Genomic DNA, 26,796 nt, shown 5'->3' on the forward strand with positions numbered 1-26,796 from the left:
GCGGCGGAATCCGGGCTCAGTCCGTCGCCGCCGCCCGGTAGGGGCGGAAGAAGGCGCGCAGCTCCTCCGCGTACAGCTCGGGCTCCTCGAACGGCGCGAAGTGTCCGCCGCGCGCGGGCTCGGTGACGCGGACGACGTTCGTCGTGCGCTCCAGCCACTCCCGCGGCGGGCGCACGATGTCGCCGCGGAAGAGCGAGAAGCCGGACGGCACCTCGACCCGGCGGGCGTGCTGTTCGGGCGGGATCGCGGCGTTGGCGTGGTACATGCGCATCGACGAGCCGATCGTGCCCGTGAGCCAGTACAGCGTGACGTTGGTGAGGATCTCGTCCTTGGTGAAGCACCGCTCGATGTCACCGTCGCAGTCGCTCCATGAACGGAGCTTCTCGACGATCCACGCGGCGAGCCCGACCGGTGAGTCGGTGAGCCCGAAGGCGGCGGTCTGCGGCTTGGTGCGGTGCATGGCTGCGTAGGCGCCCTCGGCCGCGCCCCAGGCGGTGACGCCCTCGAACCAGGCACGCTCCGCGGGCGTGAGGTCCGCCGGGTCGCCGGTGAAGACGGGCAGGCCGCCGTCCATGCGGTGCACGGCCACCACCCGGTCGGGGTGGTCCAGTGCGAGGTAGCGGCTCACATGGCTGCCGATGTCCCCGCCCGCCGCGCCGAACCGCGCATAGCCGAGGACATCCATCAGCTCGGCCCACAGCCCGGCGACGGCGATGGAGTTCAGCGGCGGGCCGGTGGGGCGGTCGGAGTAGCCGAAGCCCGGCACGTCGGGCACGACCACGTCGAACGCGTCGGCGGGGTCGGCGCCGTGTGCGCCGGGGTCGGTGAGGAGCGGGATGACCTTCGCATAGCGCCAGAACGAGTCCGGCCAGCCGTGGCTGAGGACCAGCGGCAGGGCGGGTCCGGCCGGGGCGGCGGCCCGCACGTGGGCGAAGTGGATCCCGAGGCCGCCGAGCCGGACGCGGAAGCGGGGCAGCCGGGCGAGCGCCGCCTCCTGGGCCGGCCAGTCGAACTCCTCCGCCCAGTAGGCGACGAGCTCGCGGAGGTAGTCGAGGTCGGTCCCGAGCGACCACCCGGCGTCCTCGGGCGCGTCCGGCCAGCGGGTCGCGCGCAGCCGCGTGCGGAGGTCCTCGAGCGCGGCGGGTGCGGTCTGCGGGGTGAACGGCTCGGGGCGGGGCGGGGCATCGGGCATGGCACGTACCCTACAAGCCGCGCCACGCCCCTCCGCCGAAAAGCTGGGTACTTAGTCCCCGGTCACCCCCTGTTTCCGCAGCTCCTGCCGCAGCACCGGAGCCAGCGCCTCGACGTAGGACTCGGCCAGGTGGCTCTCGTCGCGGTAGACGAAGGTGTCGCCCACGGCCACCGGGCACCCACCCGACCGGGGCACAGCCATGGCTTCGGATCGACCACGGCGGCACCGGCGCGGCGGGCGCCCTGCCGGTTGGCTTCCCGGCGGGTGGGGTCCTTGACGGCGTCGCGCTGGTCCGGCTCGCAGCCCCGCAGCCGCAGGGGTCGGCTCGCCGCGCACTCAGCCGGATGAGTTTCCGGCTTGCGAGCAGGAGGACGGGCCACAGGAGGTAGAACTGCTCCTCCATGGACAGCGACCAGAAGTGCCGGAAGGGCGACGGCGCGCTGCCCTCGTCGAGGTAGTCGGTGCCCGAGACCGCCAGGTCGATGTTCATGACGTACAGGGCACCGGCCAGCGCGTCATGCCCGAACTCGGGGTAGCGGATCTTCGAGGCGGAGAGCCGGCAGCCCACCATGGTGACCAGCGCGACCAGGGTCGCGAGCGGGAGGATGCGCACCGCGCGCCGTGCGCAGAAGCGCCGCAGGGACACCGATCCGGTGTGTTCGGCCTCCTTGAGCAGGCCCGCTGTGATGAGGAATCCGGAGATCACGAAGAAGACATCGACCCCGGTGTGTCCGCCGATGACGTACGGGACTCCCGCGTGCGCGAGCACGACCAGCGTGACGGCCAGCCCGCGCAGCCCCTGGATGTCGCGCCGGAACGCGGCCTTCGGCATACGACCGCCGGAGCGGGATGCCCGGTGGCCGCGCAGGCGCCGCGACAGCCCCGTGGCCCGTTGGCCCGGCGCCGTGTCCCGCCGGGGGCGGAAGGCCGTGGGAGTGTGCGTCATACCGTGAACTGTCTGCAGCACACGGGGTGTTTCCGTGATACGGAGCACACGGGGTGTTTCCGTGATGCGGAGCACACGGGGCCGGGCCAACGGCAGTGCCTTGTGCGGGGAGCGCGCCGCGCCGGGCCTCTGCGGAGGGGTCCGGCCGCGGCGTCGCGACGCCGCGGAGATCCGCCAGAGGGGCCCTAGCGGTTGCGCACCGCTCCGGTGTCCCAGGCCCAGGCCGCGATCTCCACGCGGTTGCGGACGGCGAGCTTGGTCTGGATGTTGCTCAGATGGGTTTTCACCGTGGACAGCGACAGATGCAGTTCGCCGCAGATCTCCTGATTGGTCCGGCCCACCGCCACCAGCCGGGCGACATCCAGCTCCCGGCCGGTCAGCGGGTTCGCCCCGGTGGCGGCGCCGGGCCGGCTCGCCCACTGCCGCAGCAGACGCACGGTGATCGCGGGAGACACCAGCGCACCACCGCGCGCCGCCGACCGCACGGCCTCCACCAGGAGTTCGGGACCGGCGTCCTTGAGCAGGAAGCCACAGGCGCCGTTGCGGATCGCGGTGTGCACATAGTCGTCCTGGTCGAAGGTGGTGACCACGACGACCCGCAGCGGCTGCGCCACTCCAGGGCCGGCCAGCAGCCGGGTCGCCTCCAGGCCGTCCAGCTTCGGCATACGGATGTCGACCAGGGACACATCGGGGCGGTGCCGCCGGGCCAGCTCCACGCATTCGGAGCCGTCGGCGGCCTCGCCCACCACCTCGATTCCGGGCTGGGAGTCGAGAATCAGCCGGAACCCGGTGCGCACCATCGCCTGGTCATCCGCGATGAGCACCCGGATCGGGGAGTCCTCGGGGGGCGGGGTGTCCGCGGCATCGCTCACGTGGTGGATCCTTCCAGAGCCGCCTAGTGGTAAAGCGCGCCAGAACCGTCCAGCCGCCGTCGTTCATGCAACCGCTCGGCAGGATACCTGCCGCCGCCTCACGGCTTCGGTGTGCGGCGCAGAAAGCGGATGACCGGGTGGCCCGGATCGTGGGTGACATCGGCCCGGACGCCGTAGACCTGCTTGATCAGGGACGGGGTCAGCACCTGGCGGGGGGTGCCCTCGGCCACCACGTGTCCCTCGCGGAGGACGAGCAGGCGGTCGCAGTACATCGCGGCGAGGTTGAGGTCGTGGAGGGCGATGACGGTGGCGATCGGCAGACCGACGACGAGGTCGAGCAGGTCGAGCTGGTGCTGGATGTCGAGGTGGTTGGTCGGCTCGTCGAGCAGCAGCTCGTACGGCTCCTGGGCGAGGGCCCGGGCGATCTGGGCGCGCTGGCGTTCGCCGCCGGAGAGGGTGTGCCATGACTGACCGGCCCGGTCGGTCAGCCCGGTGCGCTCCAGGGCCGCGTCCACGGCCCGGGTGTCCGTGGCGGTGGACGACGACCAGGCGCGCCGGTGCGGGATCCGGCCAAGGGCCACGACCTCGCGGACGGTCAGTTCGGTCTGGGTGTGGGCGTGCTGTTCGACGGTGGCGATACGGCGGGCCGTGGCGCGGCGGCCGACTCTCGGCAGTGGGCGGCCGTCCAGGGTGACGACTCCGGCGGAGGGGGCGAGGATCCCGGCGAGCAGCCGCAGCAGGGTGGATTTGCCGGAGCCGTTGGGGCCGAGCAGGCCCAGCGTCTCGCCGGGGCGCAGGGTGAGGGTGACGCCGTCGACGATGAGCCGGCCGTCGGCGCGGCGGCTGACCCGGTCCGCGCGGAGTCCGGGTGCCGCGTCGGCGGTGTCCGCGGTGTCCGCGGTGTCCGCGGTGTCCGCGGGAAGGGAGTCGGTCATGTCTTCCTCCGGCCGCGGTAGAGCACGGCGACGAAGGCCGGTACGCCGATGAGGGACGTCACCACGCCCACCGGGACCTCCTGGGGGTCGATCACGGTGCGGGCGGCGGTGTCCACCCACACCAGGAAGATGGCTCCGGCCAGTGCGGTGACCGGCAGGAGGCGGGCGTGGCCGGACCCGGTGAGGGCGCGGGTGGCATGCGGGAGGACCAGGCCGACGAAGCCGATGGCCCCGGCGGAGCTGACCAGGGTCGCGGTGAGCAGCGCCGTCGCGCACAGCAGGACGAGGCGGGTGCGGGCCACCCGGACGCCGAGCGCTGCGGCGGCCTCCTCGCCGAAGGCGAACGCGTCCAGGGTGCGGGCGTGTCCGAGACAGACCAGGAGGACGCCGGCCAGGACGACGGCACACAGCAGCACATCGCTCCAGCCGGCGCCGGTGAGCGAGCCGAGGAGCCAGAACAGCACGGCGCGGGTGGTGTCGGCGTCCGCGGAGGTGAGGACGGTGAACGAGGTCAGCGCGGAGAACAGTTGCATGGCGGCCACCCCGGACAGCACCACACGGTCGGTGCTGCCGCCGAGGCTGTGGCTGAGCATCAGGACCAGGCCGAAGGAGAGCAGCGCGCCGATGAACGCGCCCGCCGACAGCGACACGGCCCCGCCGCCCACGCCGAGGACGACCACGGCGACGGCACCGGTGGAGGCGCCGGAGGACACCCCGAGGACGAAGGGGTCGGCCAGCGGATTGCGCAGCAGGGACTGCATCACGGCCCCGCACAGGGCCAGCCCCGCCCCGCACACCGCGGCGAGCAGGGTGCGGGGCATGCGCAGGTTCCATACGATGCCGTCGCGCAGCGGTGGCAACGTGCTCTCGCCCAGGCCGAGATGGGCGGAGACCGCCGCCCAGACGTCGGACGTGGAGATGTCGGCGGGGCCGATGGTCACGGCGACGGCGATCGACGCGAGCAGCGCGGCCGGCCCTCCCGCGATCAGCAGCCGGAGGCGGGGGGTCACTTGGCGAGTCCGAAGTCGCGCAGCCCGGCGGCGACCTGCTCGACCCCTTCGACGGTGCGGATGGACGGGTTCATCGCCTGCCCGCTGAGCAGGACGTACCGCTTCTTCTTCACGGCGGTGAGATTGCGGGTGGCGGCGTTGGTCTCCAGGAAACGCATCTTGGCCTTGGCGGTCTCCGCGGTCTGCTGCTTGCGGGTGAGATCGCCGAGGACGATGACGTCCGGGTCGCGGTCGGCCACGGTCTCCCAGTTGATCTGCGGCCACTCGTCGTGGGTGTCGGAGAAGGCGTTCTTCGCCCCGACGGCCCGGGTGATGGCGCCCGGCGCGCCGCAGCAGCCGGCGAGGTAGGGCGACTGGGAGTTGGCGAACCAGTACATGAGCGAGACGCCGGAGGCGTCCACTCCCTCGGCGGCCGTACGCACCCGCTGCCGCAACCGCGCGACGAGCTTCTCGCCACGCTCGTCGACGCCGAACGCGCGGGCCAGGTCGCGTATCTCGCCGTAGACGGCGTCCAGGGTGAGCGGCTTGCTGCGGGAGCCGTCGCCACCGCTGTCGGGGTCCCGGCCCGCCGAGCAGTCGGACGGCGAGACATACGTGGGCACGCCCAGTTTCTCGAACTGCTCGCGGGTGGCCACGCCGCCCTTGCCGAGGGTGGAGACGAACGAGGCGGTGACGAAGTCGGGTTCGGCGTCCAGGGCCTTCTCGAAGGACGGCGCGTTGTCCGCCAGGCGCGGCACCGTCGCGTTCGCCTTCTCCAGGCCCTTCATCACCGGGTCGGTCCAGGTGGCGGTGCCCGCCATGCGGTCGGCGAGGCCGAGGGAGAGCAGGATCTCCGTGGTGCCCTGGTTGAGCGAGAGGGCACGCTTGGGGACGGACTTCACCGTGACCTTGTGGCCGCAGTTGTCGATGGTGCGCGGAAAGCCCGCACCGGCGGGCTTCGTGCCGGCCGCGCCGTCGCCGCCGGAGCCACCGCACGCGGTGAGCAGGAGGGCGGGGGCGAGCAGGAGGGCCGCGGTACGGCGGGCAGAGCGGAGCACGGGCATGCCTCGGTTGTCGGGGCTCGTACGCGGAGCCTGGCCTACGGACGTCCTCCCCGCACGGGGCGCGGAGGTGCCAGCAGGTCTTCGGACTCGGGTTCGTCCGGACGGGGCCCCTTCCCGGGCTCGTCCGCGGCGGCTTCGCGGCCGTCACGGACTCCTCCCAGTGGGTGTCACATGCCCCGCCCGTCCCCCTCACCGCTGCGCGTCAGCTCCGGATTCACACCGGATTCCCTGGCCTCGGATGTGGCACGACTGGCTCCCCGAGACTATCAAGATCGTCGAACGATCAGGGTGTCGGACTGGTCACGGGTGGGAGACCACGTCCCGGGGTCAGGTCGACCGCCGACGGGCCCGCCGCACCTCGCGGTCGACGGCCCAGGCGTCGCCGACCGGTCCGAGGTGGCCGAGCTTGTCGGGATTGATCACCGCGCGGATGGCCTGAATCTGCCCGTCGAGCACATCGAGGACCAAGGTCTGGAGCACCTTGCCGTCCCGCTCCCGGAAGACCGCGCCGGGCTGGCCGTTGACCTCATGAAGCTCGAACGACACATCGATCCGCAGCAGCCAGGGGAAGACCGTGCCCAGCAGCCGGGCCACGTTCTCCGCGCCCATGACGGCCTTGGCCAGCCGCGGGGCCTTGCCGCCGCCGTCCCCGACCAACTGCACATCGGCGGCCAGCAGATTCCGCAGCGCGCCCACATCGCCGTCCTTCAGCGCGTCGAAGAACCGCGTGGCCAGCTCCTGCCGCTCCCGCCGGTCCGCCTCGAACCGCGGCCGCCCCGCCTCCATATGCCGCCGCGCCCGCACCAGCAACTGCCTGCACGCCGCCTCCGAACGTCCCACCGCCGTGGCGACCTCGTCGAACCCGAAGGCGAACACCTCCCGCAGCACGAACACCGCCCGCTCCAGCGGGCTGAGCCGCTCCAGCAGCAACAGCGCCGCCATCGACACCGAGTCGGCCAGCTCCACCGCCCGGGCCGGATCCTGATACGGATCGCTGAGCAGCGGCTCGGGGAACCACGGGCCCACGTACTCCTCCCGTCGCACGCGCGCCGAGCGCAGCACATCGATCGAGATCCGCGTCACCGTGGCCGAGAGAAACGCCTTGGTCGACGTGGGCCGGGTCGCCGAGCCGTCGAAGCGCAGCCAGGTCTCCTGCACCGCGTCCTCGGCCTCGCTCACACTGCCCAGGATCCGATAGGCGATCGAGAACAGCAGCGGCCGCAGCTCCTCGAACTCCTCGACCTTGTTCACGCCGAATCCCCCTTTCCTCTGGGCCCGTTGCCGACGCCGTTGCTGTTCCCGCTGGCATTGCTGTTGCCGCTGCCGGTCAGTGGAACTGCCCGGCCTCGTAGTCACCGGCCGCGGGCTGCTGGGTGATGACGTTCAGCCGGTTCACCATATTCATGAAGGAGACCAGGATCACCAGCGCGGTGAGCTGCTCCTCGTCATAGTGCTCGGTGGCATTCGCCCACACCTCGTCGCCGACCCCACGGGCCGCGTCCGCGACCCGGGTCCCCTCCTCCGCCAGCGCCAGCGCGGCCCGTTCGGCATCGGTGAAGACGGTGGCCTCCCGCCATACCGCGACCAGGTTCAGCCGCACCGGGGTCTCACCGGCCGCGGCGGCTTCCTTGGTGTGCATGTCGATGCAGACGGCGCAGCCGTTGATCTGGCTCACCCGTATCGCCACCAGCTCCTGCGTCGCCACCGGCAGCGGCGACTCCTTGACCGCCCTGCCCGCCGCCATGACGGGCCTCAGGACCTTGCCGGCGGTCTGGCTGGCGGAGTAGTTCAGTCGCGCGTCCATGGTGTGCTCCTCTGTGGTCGTTCAGTGGCTACACCCCTGAGACGGGGTAGCCCGACCCGCTGTGACATGGACGCATGTGACCCGCGTCTCCCCCGCCGTCGGCCCGGCTCGGCAGCCGTACGGCGTCTGTACAGCGCCTGTACGGCGTCCATCACCGCTCTGATCCGGTCAGTTGTACGCTACGGCTCCCGCACGCTTCATGGTCAGCGGGATCCAACGGGAGACAGAGGTCATCGTGACAGAGCGAACCGGCAGAATACGTTCACCCCGTATCTACGCGATGACCTCGGGGGTGCTCACCGGGACGATCGCGCTGTACATCACGCTCGTCGCCTTCGGGAACATCACCGACTTCGACAGCAACCAGCAGTTCGTGCGGCATGTCCTGGCGATGGACACCACGTTCAAGGACGACGACCTGATGTGGCGGGCCATCGACTCCACCGCGCTCCAGGACACCGCCTACGTCGCCATCATCGCCTGGGAGACCCTCTCCGCTCTTGTCCTCCTCGCCGCGACGGCCATGTGGTTCGCGGGGCCGCCCGCAGACCGCGTCCGCCGCGCCCGTCGGACCGGCACCGTGGGGCTGTTGATGCTGATGCTGCTCTTCGGCGCCGGGTTCATCGGCATCGGCGGCGAGTGGTTCGCCATGTGGCAGTCGGAGAAGTGGAACGGCCTGGAGGCCGCCACGCGCGTGTTCACGATTTCCGGGATCGTTCTGCTGCTCATTCATCTGCTGCCCTCGGCCCCGGCCGAGCGAACCGATCCGGGTTCCGAGGACTGACCGAGCGGACGCCGAAGCCTGCGACAGCATCCCCGCTGCCGCAGGCTCTTGACAGTGGTGTGGGCCACCTCTAGCGTCCGCAGCATCGCTCCGAGAGAGCGCTCTCTCGGCAGCCCCGTGTGACCACACCGCTGGGCTCTCTCCCGCTCTTTTCGCTCTTCCGTGCGTGCACGGAAAGGAGAGTCATGTCCGCCACACCCCCACGCTTCCCGCCCTTACGGCGTGTCCTCGGCCACTGGCGGGGTCCGGGCGTCGTCCTTGCCGCCCTCGGCCTCGTCCTGTCCCTGCTCTCCATCGGCCCGGCCAGTGCGCGTGCCGAGCTGCGCGCCACCGGCAAGGCGGGCGCGGCGTCGGGCCCGCGGAGCGCCAACGCACCGGTGCGCGTCGCGGAGTTCGTCGCCCAGTGCCCGTTCACCCACCGGCTGCCGGACGACCCGATCGTGTTCCCGGGGCTCCCCGGCGCGTCCCATATGCACAGCTTCTTCGGGAACGACTCGACCACCGCGCACACCGATCTGGCCGCCCTGCAACGGGGCAGGACCAGTTGCAGCCCGACCGCCGACCTGTCGTCGTACTGGACCCCCACCCTCTACGACAACGGCAAGGAGGTCGAACCCACCGGCACCACCTTCTACTACCTCGGTGAAGGCGTGCGCGACGATGTGATCGCCACCATCAAGCCGCTCCCCCTGGGGCTGCGGATCGTGGCGGGCAACGCCAAGGCCACCGGGGTCGGTGACCCCACGTCCATCGCACGCTGGTCCTGTCTGCACCACGGAGAGGTCAACCCCGCCAAGGACTTCGTGAATTGCCCCGCCGGCTCGATGCTGGAGTCCTACCTCGACTTCCCGCAGTGCTGGAACGGCAAGGACCTGGACTCGCCCGACCACAAGAGCCACATGGCGTACCCGGTCGGCGGCCAGTGCCCGGTCACCCACCCGGTCGCCGTGCCGAAGCTGCGCCAGGTGCTCCGCTACCCGGTCAGCGGCGACCCCTCGCGGTTCAAGCTGGCGTCGGGCGCCGGGTACACCATGCACGGTGACTTCTTCAACGCCTGGCCCGAGGACGAGATGGCCCGGCGGGTGCGTGACTGCATCAACGTCATCGTCAAGTGCGGTGCCGACGGCCGTCCCTGACGGAGGAGGAGAGCGCAGGCCACATGGCCCGGCAGGGCGACACGGCCTTGCCTGTGGGCGGAGTCCCCTCACCGGGGCTCCGGCCACGCCGGACGAGGGGAGTCGACATGACAGCGGCAACCGTCACACGGCGGGCGGTGTCCGTAGCGGCGCTGCTCGCCGCCGCCACGCTGCTCACTGCCGGCTGCGACGACGGCAGCGGGAAACCGCCGCGCGAGGCGCGGTCGACGTCGGCCGCGCGGCACCCCGCCACGCGGTCCCCGAGCGGGCAGGCGACGTCGGGGACCTTCAACTCCACCGATATCGGCTGGCTCCAGCTAATGATCGCGATGGACGACCAGGCGACCCTCCTGCTGGACCTGGTCCCGGACCACGCTTTTGACGCCGGGGTGAAGAAGTGGGCGAAACCGGTGGCCACCGCCTACCGCGACGAACTCGTCCAGTCGCGGAAACTGCTCGCCCGGGCGGGCGTCCCCGACACCAACCCGCACCGGGGGCACGACATGCCCGGCATGGTGACCGACGACGAACTGCGCACCATCAAGGGCACCAAGGGCGCCGCCTTCGACACGCTCTTCCTCGCGGCGATACGCGAACACCTCGACCAGGCGGCGAAGATCGCCCACTCACAGCGCTCGGCGGGCGCCGATCCGGCAGCGAAGAGGCTGGCCGCGAGGGTGGAGAAGACGTCGCTCACCTGGCGCGCCCGTCTCCCCAAGGCGGTCGCGCACGCGGCCACCACAACTGCCCGGTGAGCCCTCGCCGCCGGGCTCGGCCGGTCAGCGCTTGTGTTCGGAGGCGGAGGGCCGTGGCTCGGTGGGCGTGGCGGTCATGTCGAGCAGGAGCATGGCGTCGTGGTCCGGGGTGCCGGGTTCGGCCGTGTAGACGCCCATGCGGTGGCCGGGAGTGCCTTCGAGGGCCATGCCCTGGAAGACGAGGGTGATCTTGCCGACGTGGGGGTGCTGGAAGGTCTTGGCGGTGTGCTTGCGGCCGGTGACCTCGTAGCGCTCCCACAGACCCGCGAAGTCGGGGCTCTTGAGGAGCAGTTCACCGACGAGAGTGGTGAGGTCGGGGGCGTCGGGGTCGGTGCCGGCCAGGGCGCGCAGGCGGGCGACGCACCCGCGGATCTGGTTCTCCCAGTCGGGGAAGACCTCATGGGCCGCGGGGTGGAGGAAGAGGTAGCGGGCGATGTTGCGCTGCTTGACGGGCCAGTCGGCGATGCCGGCGTAGAGGGCGAGGCCGCCGGGGTTGTGGGCGAGGATGTCCATGCTGCGGCTGACGATGTACGCGGGGTTCGGGCGCACCGTCTCCAGCAGCAGCTTCAGATGGGGGCGCACGGTGCGGCTGGGGGCCGGGGCGGGCTTGGGTGCGTAGCGGGCGGCACGGACGGCCAGGTCGCGCAGGTGCTGGTGCTCGGCGTCGTCGAGCTGGAGGGCGCGCCCGAGGGCATCGACCACGGCGGGGCTGGGGCGGGTTTCCTTGCCGCGTTCCAGACGGGTGTAGTAGTCGATGCTGACCCCGGCCAGGGTGGCCAGCTCCTCGCGGCGCAGGCCGGGGGTACGGCGGATGCCGGGCCCCGGGGTGAGGCCGGCGGCCTGGGGGCTGGTCTGGGTGCGGCGGGCGCGCAGGAAGCGCCCCAGTTCCTCGCCGCCGCCGTGCTGCTCGGGTGCCATAGGGCCAGTGTCTCCCCGCCGCCGCCGGGACACGCCCGGTGAGGGGGGCCCTGTCACACCCCCGCTGGCCGCTCCCCCGCATACCTCGGCCTGCCTGACGCGGGCACGAAGCGGCAGGCTCGATGGTGTCGCGCCGACCGGCCTCCTGGGCCCGAGACGGTCGAGCGGCCCGGAGCCGCCACTTTCGGTTCCCTTCCACCACCCCGCCCATATATCGAGGAGCTGCGCCCATGCGCGCCACCCTGCTGTACGCGGCCGACGACGTACGCGTCGAGGACGTCGCCGACCCGAAGATCCAGAACCCCACCGACGCGGTGGTGCGGATCGTGCTGTCCTGCATCTGCGGCAGCGATCTGTGGCCCTTCAAGTCCCTGCCGCACACCGACACGCCCCGGCACATGGGCCATGAGTTCCTGGGCGTCGTCGAGGAGACCGGCGCCGAGGTGCGCGGCCTCGTCCCCGGTGACCTGGTGGTGGCCCCGTTCATGTGGGCCGACAACACCTGTGCGTACTGCCACGACGGTTTGCAGACCTCCTGTGTGCACGGCGGGCAGTGGGGCGTGAACGGTGTCGACGGCGGCCAGGGGGAGATCGCGCGGGTCCCGTACGCCGACGGCACCCTGGTGAAGCTGCCGGTCGGTGAGGACGCCGAGCTGCTGCCGGATCTGCTGACCCTGTCCGACATCCTGTGCACCGGCTACCACGCGGCCCGTACCGCAGGTGTCGAGCGCGGCGACAGCGTCACCGTCGTCGGGGACGGCGCCGTGGGCCTGGCGGCCGTGATCGCCGCCAAGCTCCGGGGCGCCGAGCGGATCATCCTGATGGGCCGGCACCCCCGGCGCACCGATCTGGGCCGTGACTTCGGCGCCACCGATGTGGTGGCCGAGCGCGGCGAGGAGGGCATCGCCCGGGTGCGTGACCTGACCGGCGGCGAGGGCACCCGTAAGGTCCTGGAATGCGTGGGCCTGAGCGACGCGCTGGCGCAGAGCTTCGGCGTGGTCCGCGACGGCGGCAGGATCAGCCGTGTCGGCGCCCCGCAGTACAGCGATGTGACGTTCGGGTTCGGCGACTTCATGCGCAACATCACGCTCACCGGTGGCGTCGCCCCGGCCCGCGCGTACATCGAGGAGCTGATGCCGCACATCCTCGACGGCTCGATCCGGCCCGGCCGGGTCTTCGACCGCACGCTGGCCTTGGAGGACGTGGCCGACGGCTACCGGGCGATGAACGACCGCGAGGCCCTGAAGGTCCTCATCCGCCCGTGAACAGGCACCGGACCGACCACACCCATCAGGAGAAGTGATCACCGATGAAGTACATCAACCTGGGTGACCTGGAGGTTTCCCGTATCGGTCTGGGTGCGATGGGCATGTCCCATGGCCTCACCGGCGCCGGAACGGATGACGCGGAGTCCATCCGTACCGTCCACCGGGCGCTGGAGCTGGGCGTCACCCTCATCGACACCGCGGAGATCTACGGCCCCTACATCAACGAGGAACTCCTCGGCCAGGCCCTGAAGGGCCGACGCGATCAGGTGGTGCTGGCCACCAAGTTCGGCATGATCGCCCACTCCGGGGCGGGCCCGTGGCACCTCGACTCCAGCCCGGCCAATATCCGCACCGCCGTGGAAGGGTCGCTGAAACGGCTGGGCACCGACCACATCGACCTGTACTACCAGCACCGCGTCGACCCCGGCACCCCCATCGAGGAGACCGTCGGGGCCGTGGCGGAACTGGTCGCCGAGGGCAAGGTGCGGCATATCGGCCTGTCCGAGGCCGGGCCGGACACGATCCGCCGCGCCCACGCCGTCCACCCCATCACCGCGGTGCAGTCCGAGTACTCGCTGTGGACCCGCGGACTGGAGGAGCGCGTCCTGCCGGTACTGCGTGAGCTGGGCATCGGTCTGGTCCCGTTCTCGCCACTGGGACACGGCTTCCTCACCGGGACCGTCCGGGACGAGGCCGACTTCGAGGAAGGCGACTTCCGGCGCGGCAACCCGCGCTTCACCGGCGAGAACTTCCAGCGCAATCTGCGTCTCGCGGACGAGGTCCAGGCCATCGCCGCCGAGGCGGGCGGCACACCGGCCCAGGTCGCCCTCGCCTGGCTGCTCGCCCAGGGTGACGACCTCGCGCCCATCCCCGGCACCAAGCGGGTGGCCCGCGTGGAGGAGAACACCGCCGCGGACCGCCTCCAGCTCAGCGCGGATGTCCTGGCCAGGCTCTCCAGCCTGCCCCCGGCCGTCGGAGACACTCACACCGAGGCCGGTATGCGGATGCTGGAACGCTGAGCCCCCACCCGGGCGACCGCGCCTGCGTGACGGGTCGTACCGGGCCACCCAGGGGTGCTCAGGAAGGCACGCTCGCTCCGAGGCGCTGGGCCATCGCCCGTGCCCCGTCGAGGACCAACTCGACGTAGCGCTCCTTCTCGGTGTCGCCCCACCGCGGGGTGGGCACCGAGATGCTCATGGCCGCCACGCAGTGGCCGAGCCGGTCGTACACCGGCGCGGCGACACAGGCCGCGTGGTCATTGGACTCGCAGTACTCCTCGGTCCAGCCGCGCTCGCGGGCCTCTTCGACCTCGGCCAGCAGCCGCTTCCGCGTGGAGATGCTGTTCGACGTCATCTGCTGAAGCGCCTTGTCGTTCGGGAACAGCTCATCGAGCTCCCGGGCCGGCAGGGCGCTCAGCAGCGCTTTTCCGCCCGCGGTGCAGGACGCGAGCAGCCGGCTGCCCACCTGCGACACCAACCGGACCGAGTACTTGCTGTCGATGCGCACGATGAACACCGCGAATCTGCCGTCCCGTACGACCACCTGGACCGTTTCGCCGCATGCCCGCGCCACCTCACCGGCACACTCCCGGCCCACGGTGGCGAGGTCGAGCCCGCGCTCGTATCCGGCGCCGAGCCGCAGGGCGTTGAGCCCTATGGCAACGCGTCCGGTCTCCTTGGAGACGGTCACATAGCCCCGGTCGGCCAGTGTGTTGACGAGTTCGTGCGTGGTGGCACGGGGCAGCCCGAGGTGCTGGGTGATCTCCGGAACCCGCAGCCCCTCGTCCTGGTCGACGAGCAGCTCCAGGATGTCCAGACCCCGGCGCAGGGCCGGAGCGGTGAGTCGCGCCACGATGTCCTCCCAGCACACCTATAAGCAGACGACGTCCAAAATATCAGACGACGAGTTCGCTCGCGGACGCGCCCGCGTGGAGTGCCGGATCGCGCTCGGGCTCGGGCAGAGGCTCGGTGTTGCGGGCGGGCGCGGAGGCCGTCGAGGGAGATACCGAGCAGGCGGCGCCACTGGCCGGGGTGGCTGTCGTCGGTCGCCTGCGGACCGGTCGGCGCCGAGGTGCCACGGGGTGTCCGGCGGATCTTTCCCCACCCCGCCCCTTCCCGATACCAGGGGCTCCGCCCCTGGACCCCGGGTCCGTGGCGGAACCCCGCCACGCGGCGGAGCCGCACATCGATGCCAGGGGACGGAGGGAGGCGAGCAACCTGCACCCCGTGCCCGCTGCCGGGGTCCGCGCCCCTGGACCCCGGGGTCTGGGGCGGAGCCCCGGTTACGGGAAGGGGCGGGGAGGGGAGCAGCTCGCCGCAGGCGGCACGGCCATCCGCCCGGGCGGCGTTCGTCAGTTGACGTCAAGGGCGATCCGGCCCAGTTCGCCGAGGTCGGCGACCAGGCGGTCACCAGTGCCGATCGCCGTCGGGGTGCACAGAGTGCCGCTCAGGACGATGTCACCGGCTTCCAGCCGCCGTCCGCCGCGCAGCAGGTGCCGGGCCAGCCATGCGACCGCCTCGGCGGGGTCGCCCATGACGGCGGACGCGCTTCCCGGCACCGTACGGGCGCCGCTCGTCAGCGTGGCGGTGATCTTCGCCAGGTCCGCTGACGCGGGTGGGGCGACCGGGGGCCCCAGCAGCGCGCGAGCGGCGTTGGTGTTGTCGGCGACGAGCATGGGGAGCGTCCGCGGGCCGCCGCGCCACCTGCTGTCGACGATCTCGAAGGCCGGTGCGACCGCGGCGGTGGCGTTACGGACATCCTGCGCGGTCACCCGCGGGCCGGGCAGCGCCTCGCCCAGGATGAACGCGATCTCCACCTCCGCCATGGGGGCGAACAGCCCAACCGTGGCGAGGGGTTCGCCGTCCTCCAGCAGCCGGTCGGCGAGCAGGTGGCCCGCCGCGGGCTCGTCGGCGCCGAAGGTGTCCCGCACGGGCTGTGCCGTGAGGCCGACCTTGTAGCCGATCACCCGGCCACCGGCCGCCACCGCCAAGTCGCGGGTCGCGCTCTCGACGGCGTAGGCCATTTCGAGGTCATCGAGCTGATCGGCCGCGGCGGCGTCGACCGCGGTGGACTCGTCCGCGGTGGCCTCGTTACCCGCTTGCCACAGCCGCCGGCCCAGGTCCGCGGTCAGATTCTTCCTCATCCGTCTCTCCCTACGAGCGCTGGTGACCAGGGATGATCACAGCACGGCCGGTGGCGCCCCGCGACAGCGCGGCGTACGCCTCGTTGATCGCCGACAGTTCGTATTGTTCACCGAGCAGCTTGTCGAGGGGCAGGCGGCCGGTCTTGAACAGTTCGACGAGCTTGGGGATGTCGACCGGTGTGTTGGCCGAGCCGTAGAGGCTGCCGATCAGCCGCTTCTCCTGCTGCACCAAGGCATTGATGGGCACAGCCGCGGTGGCGCCCACCTTGCCGAGGCCGACGGCGACGGCGGTCCCGCCGGTGCCCACGACCTCGACCGCCTGGGCGAGCGTGTGAGGCGTGCCGACCGCGTCCAGCGACCAGGCCATCGGTCTCGGCGAGATCCTGGTGAGTTCCTCGGGGAGGCGATGCGTGCGGGCGTTGACCGCATGGGTGGCGCCCAGCTCAAGTGCCTTCTCCAGCTTGGCGTCCACCGTGTCGACCGCGACGATCGGATCGGCGCCGACGAGGCGCAGCCCCATGACCGCACTGAGCCCGACGCCTCCGGCGCCGATGACCACGACGCCCTCTCCGGTGGCGTCCTTCATGACGTTGAGCGCCGCACCGGCCCCGGTCACCACGGCGCATCCGGCGATCGCCGCGATCTCCGGCGGGATGTCCGGGTCGATCGTGAGGACCGACCGTTCCGAGACGACGCATTGCTCGGCGAAGCAGGAGACGCCCATGAGGTGGTGGACCTTCTCGCCGTTCAGGTTCAGCCGCTGGGTCCCGTCGAGCAGGCCGCCGGAGGCCGACTGCACCCGGCCGAGCGGGCACAGGGCGGGGCGGCCTGTCGTACAGAACTCGCAGTCGCCGCACCGCGGACGCCACAAGGTGATGACGGTGTCGCCGGGGCGGACCCGGGTCACCCCCTCCCCCACCCGCTCGACGATGCCGGTCCCCTCGTGCCCGAGCACCGCGGGCAGGCGGACGTTGAGGTCGCCGTTCATGTAGTGCAGATCGCTGTGGCACACACCGGCGGCGAGCACGCGGAGGGTGACCTCGCCCGGTCCGGGGTCGTCGAGATCGACGTCCTCGACGGTCAACGGCGCACCGGGCCGGTGCAGTACTGCTGCCTTCATTGAGCCACGCCTCACTGTGTACGGATCACCGCGCACGGATCACCGTGTACGAAATTTCAGACGACGTCTTACGGGTTGTCTTGCGGGTTGAGTATGTGAGCCGGTCCCAGTCGCCGTCAAGCACGTTGACGAGCACCCCGACGCATGCAACTGTGTCTTGAGATTGAGATTATGTCTCATATTTAAGACGCACTGAGGGAGCAAGCTTGATGACCGATGCGACGAACGCGCAGGTCCTGGCGCATAAACTCGACGCCGCCGCAGGCGCGTTCGAGCAGTGGAGCCGTCTCCAGCCGGCCGACCGGGCCCCGTTTCTCGAAGCCATCGCCTCCGCGCTCGAAGAGGCCGCGCCGAAGCTCGTGGCGATCGCGGACGAGGAGACCTCCCTCGGGCAGACCCGGCTGCGCAACGAGATGGTCCGTACGGTTTTCCAGCTACGGCTCTTCGCCGAAGTGGTGACGCGGGGGGAATATCTCGGGGCCACGATCGACCGCGCCGACCCCGCGTGGCCGATGGGCCCACGGCCCGATCTGCGCCGGGTGCTCGAACCACTCGGTCCCGTGGTCGTCTTCGCCGCGAGCAACTTCCCGTTCGCCTTCGGCGTGGCGGGCGGGGACACCGCCTCGGCGCTCGCGGCCGGCTGCCCGGTCGTGGTCAAGGCCCACCCCGGCCACCCCAGGCTCTCGGCCGCCACGGCGGAGGTGGTGCGGCACGCACTGCGGTCCTCGGGCGCGCCCGAGGGGCTCTTCGACGTGGTCTTCGGTACGGAGGCTGGACGGGCCGCCATCGTGGACCCGCGGGTGAAGGCGGGTGCGTTCACCGGATCGATCGAGGCGGGCCGGGCGCTGTTCGACCTCGCCACGGGCCGTCCGGAGCCCATCCCGTTCTTCGGTGAACTCGGCAGCGTCAACCCGGTGTTCGTGACGGAGGCCGCCGCCGAGCGGCGCGGGCCCGCGATCGTCTCGGAGTTCGTCGGCTCGTTCACGCTCGGCGCCGGACAGTTCTGCACCAAGCCCGGCATCCTGCTGGTTCCGGCCTCGGCCGAGCTGGTGGAGCGGCTTCCCGGCGCGGTTCCGGGCAACGCGTCGACGTTGCTCAACGATCGCATCCGGACCTCCTATGCGAGTGCGGTACGGGAGTTGCGCGATGCGGCCGGGGTGCGTGTCGTGGTGAGTGGCGACCAGGCAGCCACGGATCCGTCGCCGACGGTGCTGTGCACGACCTCGGCCGAACTGCTCAGCGCCCCGGATACGCTCATCCGCGAGGTGTTCGGACCGGCGGCGCTGGTGGTCGAGTACGCGGAGGAGAGCGAACTGCTCGACGTGGCGAAGGTCATCGACGGACAGTTGACCGCGTCCATCCAGGGCGAGGACGACGATGCCATCGCAGCGGAGTTGATCAGGCTGCTGGCCGCCAAGGCCGGACGTGTGCTCTGGAACCAGTGGCCCACGGGCGTGTCGGTCACCTACGCCCAGCAGCACGGCGGCCCCTACCCGGCCACCACCGCGCCGGGTACGACCTCGGTGGGGACCGAGGCCATCTCCCGGTTCCTGCGGCCGGTCGCCTATCAGGGTGTGCCACAGCACCTGCTGCCATCGGCCCTGCGCGACGCGAACCCGCTGGGGATTCCCCAGCGGGCCTCCTGAGGCCGGGCCGCGGCGCACGCGGCTGAGGGGCCTTGCGTATGGGAAAGGGCCCGCTTCCCCCGACGGGCCCTTTCCCGTACCCGGACCGCTCAACGTGTACGACCGCTCACGGCATGCGCAGGTGATGCCGTGCGATGGCGGCGCTCGCCTTCAGGCCGAGCAGTTGCAGGCTGCGCGCGTACTCCTCGCGCAGGATCGTGACGGCACGCTCCACGCCCCGTTCGCCACCGGCCATCAGGCCGTACAGATAGGCACGGCCGATCATGACCGCGTCCGCCCCGAGCGCCCGCGCGGCCAGGATGTCCTGACCGTGGGTGACACCGCTGTCGAGGATCACCGTGGCGTCAGGGCCGAGTTCCTCGCGTATCTCGGGCAGCACCGTGAGGGTGGCCGGTGTGCGGTCGAGCTGCCGCCCGCCGTGGTTGGACACGATCACACCGTCCGCGCCCGCCTCGACGACCCGGCCCGCGTCGCGCGGGCCGAGGATCCCCTTGACCAGCAACCGGTGCGGCCAGTGGGCGCGCAGCCATGCCAGGTGCTCGTAGCTCAGTGTCGGTTCGAAGACGACGTCGGCGACCCGCACGGCGTCGATCGTGTCACCGCTCATGCCACCCACACCGCTCACACCCCCACCGCTCATGCCGCTCAGCGACGCGAATGCGATCGGGGCCGTGGTCAGCTTGTTCAGCGCCCAGGACGGATAACGGGCCATCCCGAACAGCGTCCGCATGGTGAGCGAGGGCGGGATCGTGAGGCCGTTGCGCATGTCCTTGGGGTGTCGGCCCGCCACCGGTGTGTCGACGGTGAGGACCACGGTGGTGAACCCGGCCGCGAGCGCACGGTCGAGAAGCTCCGTGTTGAGGCGCTCGTTCCGGGTCAGGTAGAGCTGGAACCAGTGTTCGCCGCCGGGAGCCGCCGCGGCGACGTCCTCGACGGTCGAGGTGCCCACGGTGGACAGGGTGTAGGGCAGGCCGTGGCGGGCGGCCACGCGGGCGACCGCCGCCTCGCCCTCGTGGTGCATCATCCGGGTGTAACCGGTCGGCGCGAAGATCAGCGGCATCGCGATCTCCCGGCCGAACAGCCGCGTGGACAAGTCCGGATGGTCGACCGGCGACAGATACTCCGGCACGAATTCGACCGCCGCGAACGCCGCCCTGTTGCGCCGCAGGGTCAGCTCCGCGTCGGCCGCGCCGTCCACGTAGTCGAACACCGCTCGCGGAGTCGTGCGCACCGCCACCGCGCGGAGGTCGCCGATGGTGAGTGCGGCTCCGAGCCGCCGCTCGACCGGGTTGAGGGTCGGCCGGCGCAGTCGCAGAACCTCCCGGAGCTCGCTCCACCGGGGTCGCTGCCGCGCCACACGAGGCCGCTCGGGGGCTGCGGATGCCGCTTGGGGCTGGGTGCCGGTCACTGTCATGCCTCTCGATGTGCGGGTGTCGAAGGCCGTTCCACGAACGACGAGATATCAGACGCTGTCTGAGAAATCGGAGTCTCGCTCGTCGTTTCGGCGGGCGTCAAGCCTTGACGTGTGCCGCACACGTGGGCACCATCTGGTTTGCATATAAGACGGCGTCTTATATTTCAGACACAGGAAGGTGCCATGCAACTCGGTCTGGCAGGCAAAACAGCACTCATCTGCGCGTCCACCTCCGGTCTCGGCCGGGCGACCGCCCGGGCCCTGGCGGAGGAAGGCGTCACCGTCGTGGTCACCGGCCGCTCGGGCGAACGAGCCAAGGAGGTGGCGGGCGAGCTGCCGGGCGCGGTCGGCGTGGGCTGTGACCTGGTCGCGGACGGTGGCGCGGAGCGGCTCCTCACGGCGGCCCGCGAGGCCGTCGGCGACCTCGACATCCTCGTACTGAATGGGCCGGGGCCCACGCCCGGACCCGCCCGCGCCATCGACACCGCCGGGATCGAGCAGGCCATCGCCACGCTGGTCACACCCCAGCAGATTCTGGTGCGGGGCACCCTCCCGGCCATGGTCGAGAAGGGGTGGGGCCGCATTCTGAGCATCAGCTCGACGAGCGTGCAGGCGCCCCTGCCGAACCTTTCCCTGTCCAACCTCGGGCGGGCCGCGCTCGCCGGATATCTGAAGACCCTCGCCGCCGAAGTCGCCGCCCACGGCGTGACGGTCAACTCCCTGCTTCCCGGCCGCATCGCCACCCCGCGCGCCCGGCAGATCGACGAGGCCACCGCCCGGCGCACCGGTCAGTCGCCCGACGAGGTCGAGGCCGCGTCCAAGGCCGCGATCCCGGCCGGGCGCTACGGCGACCCCGATGAGTTCGGCGCCGTCGCCGCGTTTCTGTGCGGCACCCAGGCCGCGTACGTCACGGGCAGTGCCCTGCGGTGTGACGGCGGCATGGTGCCAACTCTCTGACGCGGCCGACACGTTCACCCGACTCCCCAGACGAGAGCAGCGCAGCCGCATGAGCCATATTCCCGTCACCGACACAGCAACCGACGCCAGAACCGGCCAGTCCCACCAGGCTCCCCGGGCCGCCTCCGCCATCCGCCGAACGGCCCTGGCCGGCATGATCGGCACCACGATCGAGTGGTACGACTTCTATATCTACGGCCTCGCCGCGGCACTGGTCTTCGGCACGGAGTTCTTTCCCGACTTCTCACCCGCGGCCGGCACGCTCGCCGCGTTCGCCACCTTCGCGGTCGGCTTCATCGCCCGCCCGCTCGGCGGAGTGATCTTCGGTCACTTCGGGGACCGCGTGGGGCGCAAGAAAGCGCTCATGCTCACGCTGTTCCTGATGGGCGCGGCGACCGTCGTCGTCGGCCTGCTGCCGGACTACCGGACCATCGGCATCTGGGCGCCCATCCTGCTGGTCACGCTGCGCTTCCTCCAGGGCTTCGCCGTCGGCGGCGAGTGGGGCGGCGCGGTGACCATGGTCGTGGAGTCCTCGCCGCGGGACCGGCGCGGCTTCTACGGGAGCCTGCCGCAGATGGGTGTGCCGCTGGGGCTGGTGCTGTCGTCGACCGTGTTCGCGGCGGTCTCCACACTGCCCGACGACGACCTCCTCGCCTGGGGCTGGCGGATCCCCTTCCTGCTCAGCATCGTGCTGATCGCGGTCGGGCTGTTCCTCCGCTCGCGCATCACCGAGACACAGACGTTCGTCCAGGTGAAGGCGGCGGGGCGGGCACGCAAGAGGCCGGCCATGGAGGCGTTCCGCCACCACGGGAAGGCGATCGCCCTCACCGTCGGCATGTATGTCTCGGCCGGTGTCCCCTTCTACATCGTCTCGGTTTTCGTGCTGTCCTACGGCTCGTCCCACCTCGGTCTGTCGCGGAGTGTGCTGCTGACCGGGATGCTCATCGCGGCGGTGGCCGAGGCGCTGACGGTGCCCTGCTTCGGCGCGCTGTCGGACAGCTGGGGCCGACGGCCCGTGTTCCTGAGCGCCGCCGCGTTCACGGCCGTTCTCGCCTTCCCGTTCTTCTGGCTGCTGGCGACCGGGCAGACGGGGCTCGCCTGGCTGGCCATGCTGCTCGCGCTCGCCGTGGCGCACGCGGGGATGTACGCGCCCACCGCGGCGCTGTACGCGGAGCTGTTCCCCGCGCACGTCCGGTACACCGGTACGTCGATCGGCTATCAACTCGGCGGTGTCGTGGCCGGGTTCGTGCCGCTCGTGGCGGGCGCACTCGTGGGCGCGGCCGACGGCGCCTCGTGGCCGATCGCCTCCATCTGGGCGGGAGCGGCGCTGATCGGGCTGGTCTGCGCGCTGATCGTGCGGGAATCCCGGGGCCGCGATCCGCACTCCCAGCACGACACCTGAGCCGGGGAATTCCCGCCCCCCGCCCGCCCACTGCCCTGCCCACCGCACTCCGCACACCGCACACCGCACACCGACTGACCCGCAGGTTTCCCGACCGGAGGTGAAGCTCCATGACCACTGCCAACAAAGTCCACGTACTGAGCTGCGGAGCGATGAGCTGCGATCTGACGTGGCTGCTGCTCAAGGCCGGCCGTACGATGCGCACGCGCACCGAGCACCAGCGGCCGCCCGAGTGGTACTCCTGCACCACCCACTGCGTCCTCGTGGAAACCCCTGGGGGCACCCTGCTGTGGGACACAAGCTGTCCCCGCGACTGGGAGACCCGCTGGGCCCCGACCGGTCTCCAGGAGTTCTTCCCCTACGACCAGGTGAGCGACGAGGAGTATCTCGACGCGCGGCTCGGCCAAATGGGCGTCCAACCGCAGGACATCGACTACCTGGTCCTGTCCCATCTGCACTTCGATCACGCCGGGAACATCGGCCTGTTCACCGGCACCGGTGCGAAGCTGGTGTGCCACGAGAAGGAGAAGGAGTTCGCCTTCGGCTTCGACGGCGCCTTCAACGGTGCCCATCTCAAGGCGGACTACGCGGCGTGTGATTTCGACACCGTCAGCGGCGACACCGAGATCCTGCCCGGTGTCACCCTCATCGAGGCTCCCGGGCACACCCCCGGCACCATGGCGATGAAGGTCGAACTGCCGGAGACCGGGACCATGCTCTTCACCTCGGACGCCGTCTATATGGGTGACTCCTACGGCCCGCCGGCCACCCCCGCCGCCATCGTCAACGATCTGTCCGCCTGGTACGGCTCGGTGGAGAAGATCCGCGGTATCGCCGAGCAGTCGGACGCCACCGTCGTCTTCGGCCACGACGCCGAGCAGTTGCGCTCGATGCGGCTCGCCCCCAGCGGCTTCTACGCCTGATCGCCCGGGTCCCGGCGGCGCTCCGGTACCGTTCGCCGCGCCGCTGGGACCCAACCGATCCACAGGAGGGACGCGTATGAGCATCACCGCTCCGGCCGGACCCGAGTCCGTTTTCACCTACGGCGCACCGGCGCTGAAGTTCGGGCCGGGAGCATCCGACGAAATCGGCTACGACCTCGCCCAGCACGGGGCCCACCGGGTTCTCGTGATCACCGACGCCGGGGTGGCCGCCACCGGCGCGCCGCACCGCATCGCCGAGCGGATGACCGCGTTCGGCATCGAAGCCCACGTCTTCGACGGCGTCCACGTGGAGCCCACCGACGTCAGCCTGCGGCAGGCGGTGGACCATGCGCTGGCGTCGGGCCCGTGGGACGCCTTCGTCGCGGTGGGCGGCGGCTCCAGCATCGACACCGCCAAGGCGGTCAACCTGCTCAGCACCAATCCGGGCGAGCTGATGGACTACATCAACGCGCCGCTGGGCAGGGCGCTGGCGCCCGTGAACCCACTGGGGCCGCTGGTCGCGGTCCCCACCACCACCGGAACCGGCGCGGAGAGCACCACCATCTGTGTGCTCGACGTCCTGGAGCTGAAGGTCAAGACCGGCATCAGCCACCCCCGGCTGCGGCCCACGCTCGCGGTCATCGACCCGGACCTGACCTTCACCCAGCCCGCCGGGGTGACCGCCGCCAGCGGTATGGACATCCTGTGCCACGCGCTGGAGAGCTATACGGCCCGCCCGTACGACACCTATCCGCACAAGCGCCCGGAGCAGCGCGTGCCGTACTGCGGCGCCAATCCCATCTCCGACGCGTGGTCGGAACGGGCGCTGCACCTGCTCGCGCAGTCCTTCCGCACCGCGGTCCGCGACGGCGACGACCCCCAGGCGCGGTCCGACATGGCCCTGGCGGCCACCTTCGCCGGTCTCGGATTCGGCAACGCGGGCGTCCACATCCCCCACGCCAACGCCTACCCGATCGCCGGACGGGTGAAGGACTTCCACCCCGCCGGCTACCCCGCACACGAGCCGATGGTGCCCCACGGCATGGCCGTCTCGCTCACCGCGCCCGAGGCGTTCCGCTTCACCTTCTCCGCCCAGCCCGAGCGGCATCTGCGGGCCGCGGAACTCCTCGCCCCGGGGATGGAACGCCCCGCCGACCCCGCCGAGTATCTGCCCACCGCGATCGAGCGGTTGATGCGCGACATCGGCATGCCCAACGGCATCGGCGCGGTCGGCTACGGCGAGGGAGACATCCCGGCGCTGGTGGAAGGCGCCATGAAACAGCAGCGGCTGCTGTCCACCGCCCCGCGCACGGTCACCGAGGACGACGTGGCCGGCATCCTCGACCGCTCTCTGACGCTCTGGTGATGTGAGGGACCCCATGGCCATCTATGAACTCGCCTGCGAGACCGGACACCGCTTCGAGGTGATCCAGTCGTACACCGCACCGCTGCCGAACTGCCCGGAGTGCGGCGGCGCCACCCGCAAGATACCCAGCGGCTTCGCCCTGGGCGGCACCGCCACCGTGCCACCGCCGCCGGAACGGATGCCGCAGACCTGGAAGGGGACGTACCGCGGCGACCGTGACTACGTCACCGACCTGCGGCGCACGGCCGAATCCCGGCAGAAGCTGGAGGAGAAGTACCCCGAACTCGCCGGGGACCGGCGGCCGATCGTCGCTCACGAAGGCAGATACGAGGCGGCCCCGCTGCGTGCGGGCGACGCGGTGCCCGCTCCCTCCGAGGGAGCCGGGCACGGCCACCACGGCCACTCCCACGGGCACTCGCATGCACACGGGCACGGCCATGGGAGCGACAGGAGCCGCCCCGCCACGGACGGCTGAGCCCTCGGCGGACCGCGCCCGCGTCAGCCCGCCCGGCCGGGCCACTGCGGTCGGGCGGCAGGCCGCCGGTGGCCGCCACCGTGATCGGGGTGAAACCCGCGGCCGTCCCGAACCCGAAGACGCCTCCCGGGATCAGCACCGAGACCGGGTACGAGGCGTGCAGACCAGTGCCGCTTTATGCGAGTTCTCTGAGAGTTCCCGGCCGGTCGGCTGCCGTGGCCTGCCGGTTTCCGTCGTACGGGACTTCCGGTCCGCATGGCGCACTCACACTCGCGCAGATCGGGCCCAGAGGAGCGGATCACTGTGAGGTGGTGCGCGCCACCACGGCCCGCACGCTCGCCCCCAAGCGAGTCCGGAAAGTGCGAGCCCAGAAAGGGCGAAGAGTGCTTCATGCGGAACAGCGGCATGGGCAGTGCCGGCACCGAACTGCTCGGCAGCGCACCACACAAATGCTCGACCACTTCGGTACCGATCAGTCGGCGTGGATTGACGCCAGCTCGCTCCTGGCGGGTGCGATGTGGCCCGGACGAGGGCGCCACTTTCCGCATTCTGCTTCCCCCGCCCACCTGAGCGCCCCGCCGGTATCCCGCGAAAACTCCCGCTCCACCGAGGTCAGGAGGGCTTCTGCTCCTGGTTGACGATGAAGTCGGCAGGCATCTCGGGGCTCCAGACAGCGGGCGGGCAGTCCCAGTCGCCCGCCTTCCAGTTCTCGGTGATGCAGTCCATGTCGCTGGAGTACTCGATCCAACTGCCCCACGGGTCCTGGATGTAGTGGAAGAAGTTGGAGCCCAGTGTGTGCCGGCCGAGGCCCCAGCCATGGCTGTGGCCCGCGGCGGCCATGGTCCGCGCGCCCAGGGCGATCTGGTCGATGTCGGCGACCTCCCAACTGGAGTGGTGCAGGCCGGGGTGGGTGCCGGACACGAAGCCGAAGACGTGGTGATCGCCGGGGCCGGAGTTCATGAAGGTGGCCATGGACCGGACGCGGTCCGAGAGCCGCAGGCCCAGGGTGCGGGCGTAGAACGCCTCGGACGCGTCCAGATCCGTACTGAAGATCAGCATATGGCCGAGGCGTCGGGGGCGGGGCTTCTCGTCGGCGGTGAGCCAGCGGGCCTGGTCGACGCGGCGGACGCGATCGCCGAAGTTGGGCTCGTGGGCGTCCGTGGTGCCGAAGTCCCGCCAGGAGCTGATCTCCTCGTCCCGTAGATTCAGCAGATTTCCCTCGTGGTCGCGGAACCACAGGCCGCCCGGCAGTTCGGCGGGGGCGTCGAGCAGGCGCACACCGAGGCCCTCCAGGTGGCGCTGCCATTCGGGCAGGGACCCCGGCGCCACGGCGAACGCCACATGGTGCAGCCGCTTGACCGGCCCCTCCACCAGCACGGTCTGGTCCTGCTCGCGGCCGTCACAGCGGATGGCCACGGCGTTGCCCCGCTCGGCCGTACGCAGGCCGAACGCGTCGTAGAAACTCTGCCCCGTGTCCAGGGAAGGCACCTGGAGTCCGTAGTGCAGAAGGGCTTTGACACGCAACATCGGGTGTTCTCCTCACCTCGGGTGCACGGTGCAATCGTCCCCGATGTCCGACCCTCGACGCACGGAATGGGGTCACCTGGCGCTGACCGATTGCCGGGAGCGGATGGCCACCGCCTGATCCGGATGGAGCAAGCGCCCGGCCGCTTCTACCGTTCCGGTGA

The 26,796-nt window shown here is 71.0% G+C and carries 25 protein-coding genes and 1 riboswitch; of the genes, 11 read left to right on the forward strand and 14 right to left on the reverse strand.

What is annotated here, in order from left to right:
• Positions 1 to 16: 16 nt before the first annotated feature.
• From ACK1X7_RS08300 to ACK1X7_RS08335, 8 genes are all read right to left on the reverse strand, one after another.
• Entirely contained in the window at positions 17 to 1,192 is a 1,176-nt protein-coding gene (locus ACK1X7_RS08300; protein ID WP_385139861.1) for an epoxide hydrolase family protein, read from the reverse strand.
• Between the two features lie 10 nt (positions 1,193 to 1,202).
• Positions 1,203 to 2,138 carry an acyltransferase family protein gene (locus ACK1X7_RS08305; protein WP_390792623.1) on the reverse strand — a complete coding sequence of 312 codons (936 nt, stop codon included), beginning with the start codon at positions 2,136 to 2,138 and terminating at the stop codon, positions 1,203 to 1,205.
• 185 nt (positions 2,139 to 2,323) lie between these two features.
• Positions 2,324 to 3,010, reverse strand: a complete 687-nt coding sequence (locus ACK1X7_RS08310; protein WP_385139867.1) for a response regulator — start codon at positions 3,008 to 3,010, stop codon at positions 2,324 to 2,326.
• A 98-nt stretch (positions 3,011 to 3,108) separates the two neighbouring features.
• Positions 3,109 to 3,945 (reverse strand): ABC transporter ATP-binding protein, encoded by an 837-nt coding sequence (locus tag ACK1X7_RS08315; RefSeq protein WP_390792622.1) that lies wholly within the window; start codon positions 3,943 to 3,945, stop codon positions 3,109 to 3,111.
• A complete protein-coding gene (locus tag ACK1X7_RS08320) occupies positions 3,942 to 4,955 on the reverse strand; it encodes a FecCD family ABC transporter permease (protein ID WP_385139873.1) in 1,014 nt (337 codons plus the stop codon). Before ACK1X7_RS08320 ends, ACK1X7_RS08315 begins: the two co-directional genes overlap by 4 nt.
• Positions 4,952 to 5,998: an ABC transporter substrate-binding protein gene (locus tag ACK1X7_RS08325; protein WP_390792620.1), complete on the reverse strand. Its 1,047-nt coding sequence runs from the start codon at positions 5,996 to 5,998 to the stop codon at positions 4,952 to 4,954. Before ACK1X7_RS08325 ends, ACK1X7_RS08320 begins: the two co-directional genes overlap by 4 nt.
• Before the next feature lie 55 nt (positions 5,999 to 6,053).
• Positions 6,054 to 6,281, reverse strand: a riboswitch (cobalamin riboswitch).
• A gap of 44 nt (positions 6,282 to 6,325) precedes the next feature.
• Entirely contained in the window at positions 6,326 to 7,249 is a 924-nt protein-coding gene (locus tag ACK1X7_RS08330; RefSeq protein ID WP_390792619.1) for an RNA polymerase sigma-70 factor, read from the reverse strand.
• Between the two features lie 76 nt (positions 7,250 to 7,325).
• The gene (locus ACK1X7_RS08335; protein WP_385139881.1) at positions 7,326 to 7,802 is read right to left on the reverse strand and encodes a carboxymuconolactone decarboxylase family protein; all 477 of its coding nucleotides are present in this window, start codon (positions 7,800 to 7,802) and stop codon (positions 7,326 to 7,328) included.
• Positions 7,803 to 8,082: 280 nt separating this feature from the next.
• Between ACK1X7_RS08335 and ACK1X7_RS08340 the strand changes: the two genes are divergently transcribed.
• The 3 genes from ACK1X7_RS08340 (at position 8,083) to ACK1X7_RS08350 (ending at position 10,477) form a co-directional block, all read left to right on the forward strand.
• On the forward strand, positions 8,083 to 8,586 hold the full coding sequence (locus tag ACK1X7_RS08340) for a DUF2165 domain-containing protein (protein WP_385139884.1): 504 nt from the start codon (positions 8,083 to 8,085) through the stop codon (positions 8,584 to 8,586).
• A 185-nt stretch (positions 8,587 to 8,771) separates the two neighbouring features.
• Positions 8,772 to 9,722 carry a DUF1996 domain-containing protein gene (locus ACK1X7_RS08345; RefSeq protein WP_413114879.1) on the forward strand — a complete coding sequence of 317 codons (951 nt, stop codon included), beginning with the start codon at positions 8,772 to 8,774 and terminating at the stop codon, positions 9,720 to 9,722.
• Positions 9,723 to 9,829: 107 nt separating this feature from the next.
• On the forward strand, positions 9,830 to 10,477 hold the full coding sequence (locus ACK1X7_RS08350; RefSeq protein ID WP_413114880.1) for a DUF305 domain-containing protein: 648 nt from the start codon (positions 9,830 to 9,832) through the stop codon (positions 10,475 to 10,477).
• 24 nt (positions 10,478 to 10,501) lie between these two features.
• On the opposite strand, the gene ACK1X7_RS08355 is transcribed toward ACK1X7_RS08350, so the two are convergent.
• Entirely contained in the window at positions 10,502 to 11,395 is an 894-nt protein-coding gene (locus ACK1X7_RS08355; RefSeq protein WP_385139892.1) for a helix-turn-helix transcriptional regulator, read from the reverse strand.
• A 230-nt stretch (positions 11,396 to 11,625) separates the two neighbouring features.
• On the opposite strand from ACK1X7_RS08355, the gene ACK1X7_RS08360 reads away from it, so the two are divergent.
• Positions 11,626 to 12,660, forward strand: coding sequence for a zinc-binding dehydrogenase (locus ACK1X7_RS08360; RefSeq protein WP_385139895.1), 1,035 nt, complete (start codon positions 11,626 to 11,628; stop codon positions 12,658 to 12,660).
• Between the two features lie 44 nt (positions 12,661 to 12,704).
• Positions 12,705 to 13,682 (forward strand): aldo/keto reductase, encoded by a 978-nt coding sequence (locus tag ACK1X7_RS08365; protein WP_385139899.1) that lies wholly within the window; start codon positions 12,705 to 12,707, stop codon positions 13,680 to 13,682.
• A gap of 58 nt (positions 13,683 to 13,740) precedes the next feature.
• Here ACK1X7_RS08365 and ACK1X7_RS08370 read toward each other — a convergent pair whose 3' ends face one another.
• From ACK1X7_RS08370 to ACK1X7_RS08380, 3 genes are all read right to left on the reverse strand, one after another.
• Positions 13,741 to 14,514 (reverse strand): IclR family transcriptional regulator, encoded by a 774-nt coding sequence (locus tag ACK1X7_RS08370; protein WP_385139902.1) that lies wholly within the window; start codon positions 14,512 to 14,514, stop codon positions 13,741 to 13,743.
• Positions 14,515 to 15,013: 499 nt separating this feature from the next.
• The gene (locus ACK1X7_RS08375) at positions 15,014 to 15,805 is read right to left on the reverse strand and encodes a 2-keto-4-pentenoate hydratase (protein WP_413114881.1); all 792 of its coding nucleotides are present in this window, start codon (positions 15,803 to 15,805) and stop codon (positions 15,014 to 15,016) included.
• Between the two features lie 10 nt (positions 15,806 to 15,815).
• Positions 15,816 to 16,925: an alcohol dehydrogenase catalytic domain-containing protein gene (locus ACK1X7_RS08380; RefSeq protein ID WP_385139908.1), complete on the reverse strand. Its 1,110-nt coding sequence runs from the start codon at positions 16,923 to 16,925 to the stop codon at positions 15,816 to 15,818.
• Positions 16,926 to 17,134: 209 nt separating this feature from the next.
• Between ACK1X7_RS08380 and ACK1X7_RS08385 the strand changes: the two genes are divergently transcribed.
• On the forward strand, positions 17,135 to 18,571 hold the full coding sequence (locus ACK1X7_RS08385) for an aldehyde dehydrogenase (NADP(+)) (RefSeq protein WP_385139911.1): 1,437 nt from the start codon (positions 17,135 to 17,137) through the stop codon (positions 18,569 to 18,571).
• Positions 18,572 to 18,677: 106 nt separating this feature from the next.
• Here ACK1X7_RS08385 and ACK1X7_RS08390 read toward each other — a convergent pair whose 3' ends face one another.
• Positions 18,678 to 19,985: an alpha-hydroxy acid oxidase gene (locus ACK1X7_RS08390; RefSeq protein ID WP_413114882.1), complete on the reverse strand. Its 1,308-nt coding sequence runs from the start codon at positions 19,983 to 19,985 to the stop codon at positions 18,678 to 18,680.
• A 183-nt stretch (positions 19,986 to 20,168) separates the two neighbouring features.
• Between ACK1X7_RS08390 and ACK1X7_RS08395 the strand changes: the two genes are divergently transcribed.
• The 5 genes from ACK1X7_RS08395 to ACK1X7_RS08415 all read left to right on the forward strand — a co-directional run bounded on the left by ACK1X7_RS08395 (position 20,169) and on the right by ACK1X7_RS08415 (position 25,108).
• Positions 20,169 to 20,942 carry an SDR family oxidoreductase gene (locus ACK1X7_RS08395; protein ID WP_385139916.1) on the forward strand — a complete coding sequence of 258 codons (774 nt, stop codon included), beginning with the start codon at positions 20,169 to 20,171 and terminating at the stop codon, positions 20,940 to 20,942.
• Between the two features lie 49 nt (positions 20,943 to 20,991).
• Positions 20,992 to 22,344, forward strand: a complete 1,353-nt coding sequence (locus tag ACK1X7_RS08400; protein WP_413114883.1) for an MFS transporter — start codon at positions 20,992 to 20,994, stop codon at positions 22,342 to 22,344.
• Between the two features lie 110 nt (positions 22,345 to 22,454).
• Positions 22,455 to 23,267 (forward strand): N-acyl homoserine lactonase family protein, encoded by an 813-nt coding sequence (locus ACK1X7_RS08405; RefSeq protein ID WP_390792615.1) that lies wholly within the window; start codon positions 22,455 to 22,457, stop codon positions 23,265 to 23,267.
• Between the two features lie 76 nt (positions 23,268 to 23,343).
• Positions 23,344 to 24,633, forward strand: a complete 1,290-nt coding sequence (locus ACK1X7_RS08410; protein ID WP_385139925.1) for a hydroxyacid-oxoacid transhydrogenase — start codon at positions 23,344 to 23,346, stop codon at positions 24,631 to 24,633.
• A gap of 13 nt (positions 24,634 to 24,646) precedes the next feature.
• Complete coding sequence (locus ACK1X7_RS08415; protein ID WP_385139928.1) at positions 24,647 to 25,108, forward strand: FmdB family zinc ribbon protein; 462 nt, start codon at positions 24,647 to 24,649, stop codon at positions 25,106 to 25,108.
• 612 nt (positions 25,109 to 25,720) lie between these two features.
• Here ACK1X7_RS08415 and ACK1X7_RS08420 read toward each other — a convergent pair.
• Positions 25,721 to 26,635 (reverse strand): VOC family protein, encoded by a 915-nt coding sequence (locus ACK1X7_RS08420; RefSeq protein ID WP_385139931.1) that lies wholly within the window; start codon positions 26,633 to 26,635, stop codon positions 25,721 to 25,723.
• Between the last annotated feature and the right edge of the window lie 161 nt (positions 26,636 to 26,796).

This window comes from Streptomyces sp. CY-1, from assembly GCF_047218265.1.
Lineage (GTDB): Bacteria > Actinomycetota > Actinomycetes > Streptomycetales > Streptomycetaceae > Streptomyces > Streptomyces niphimycinicus.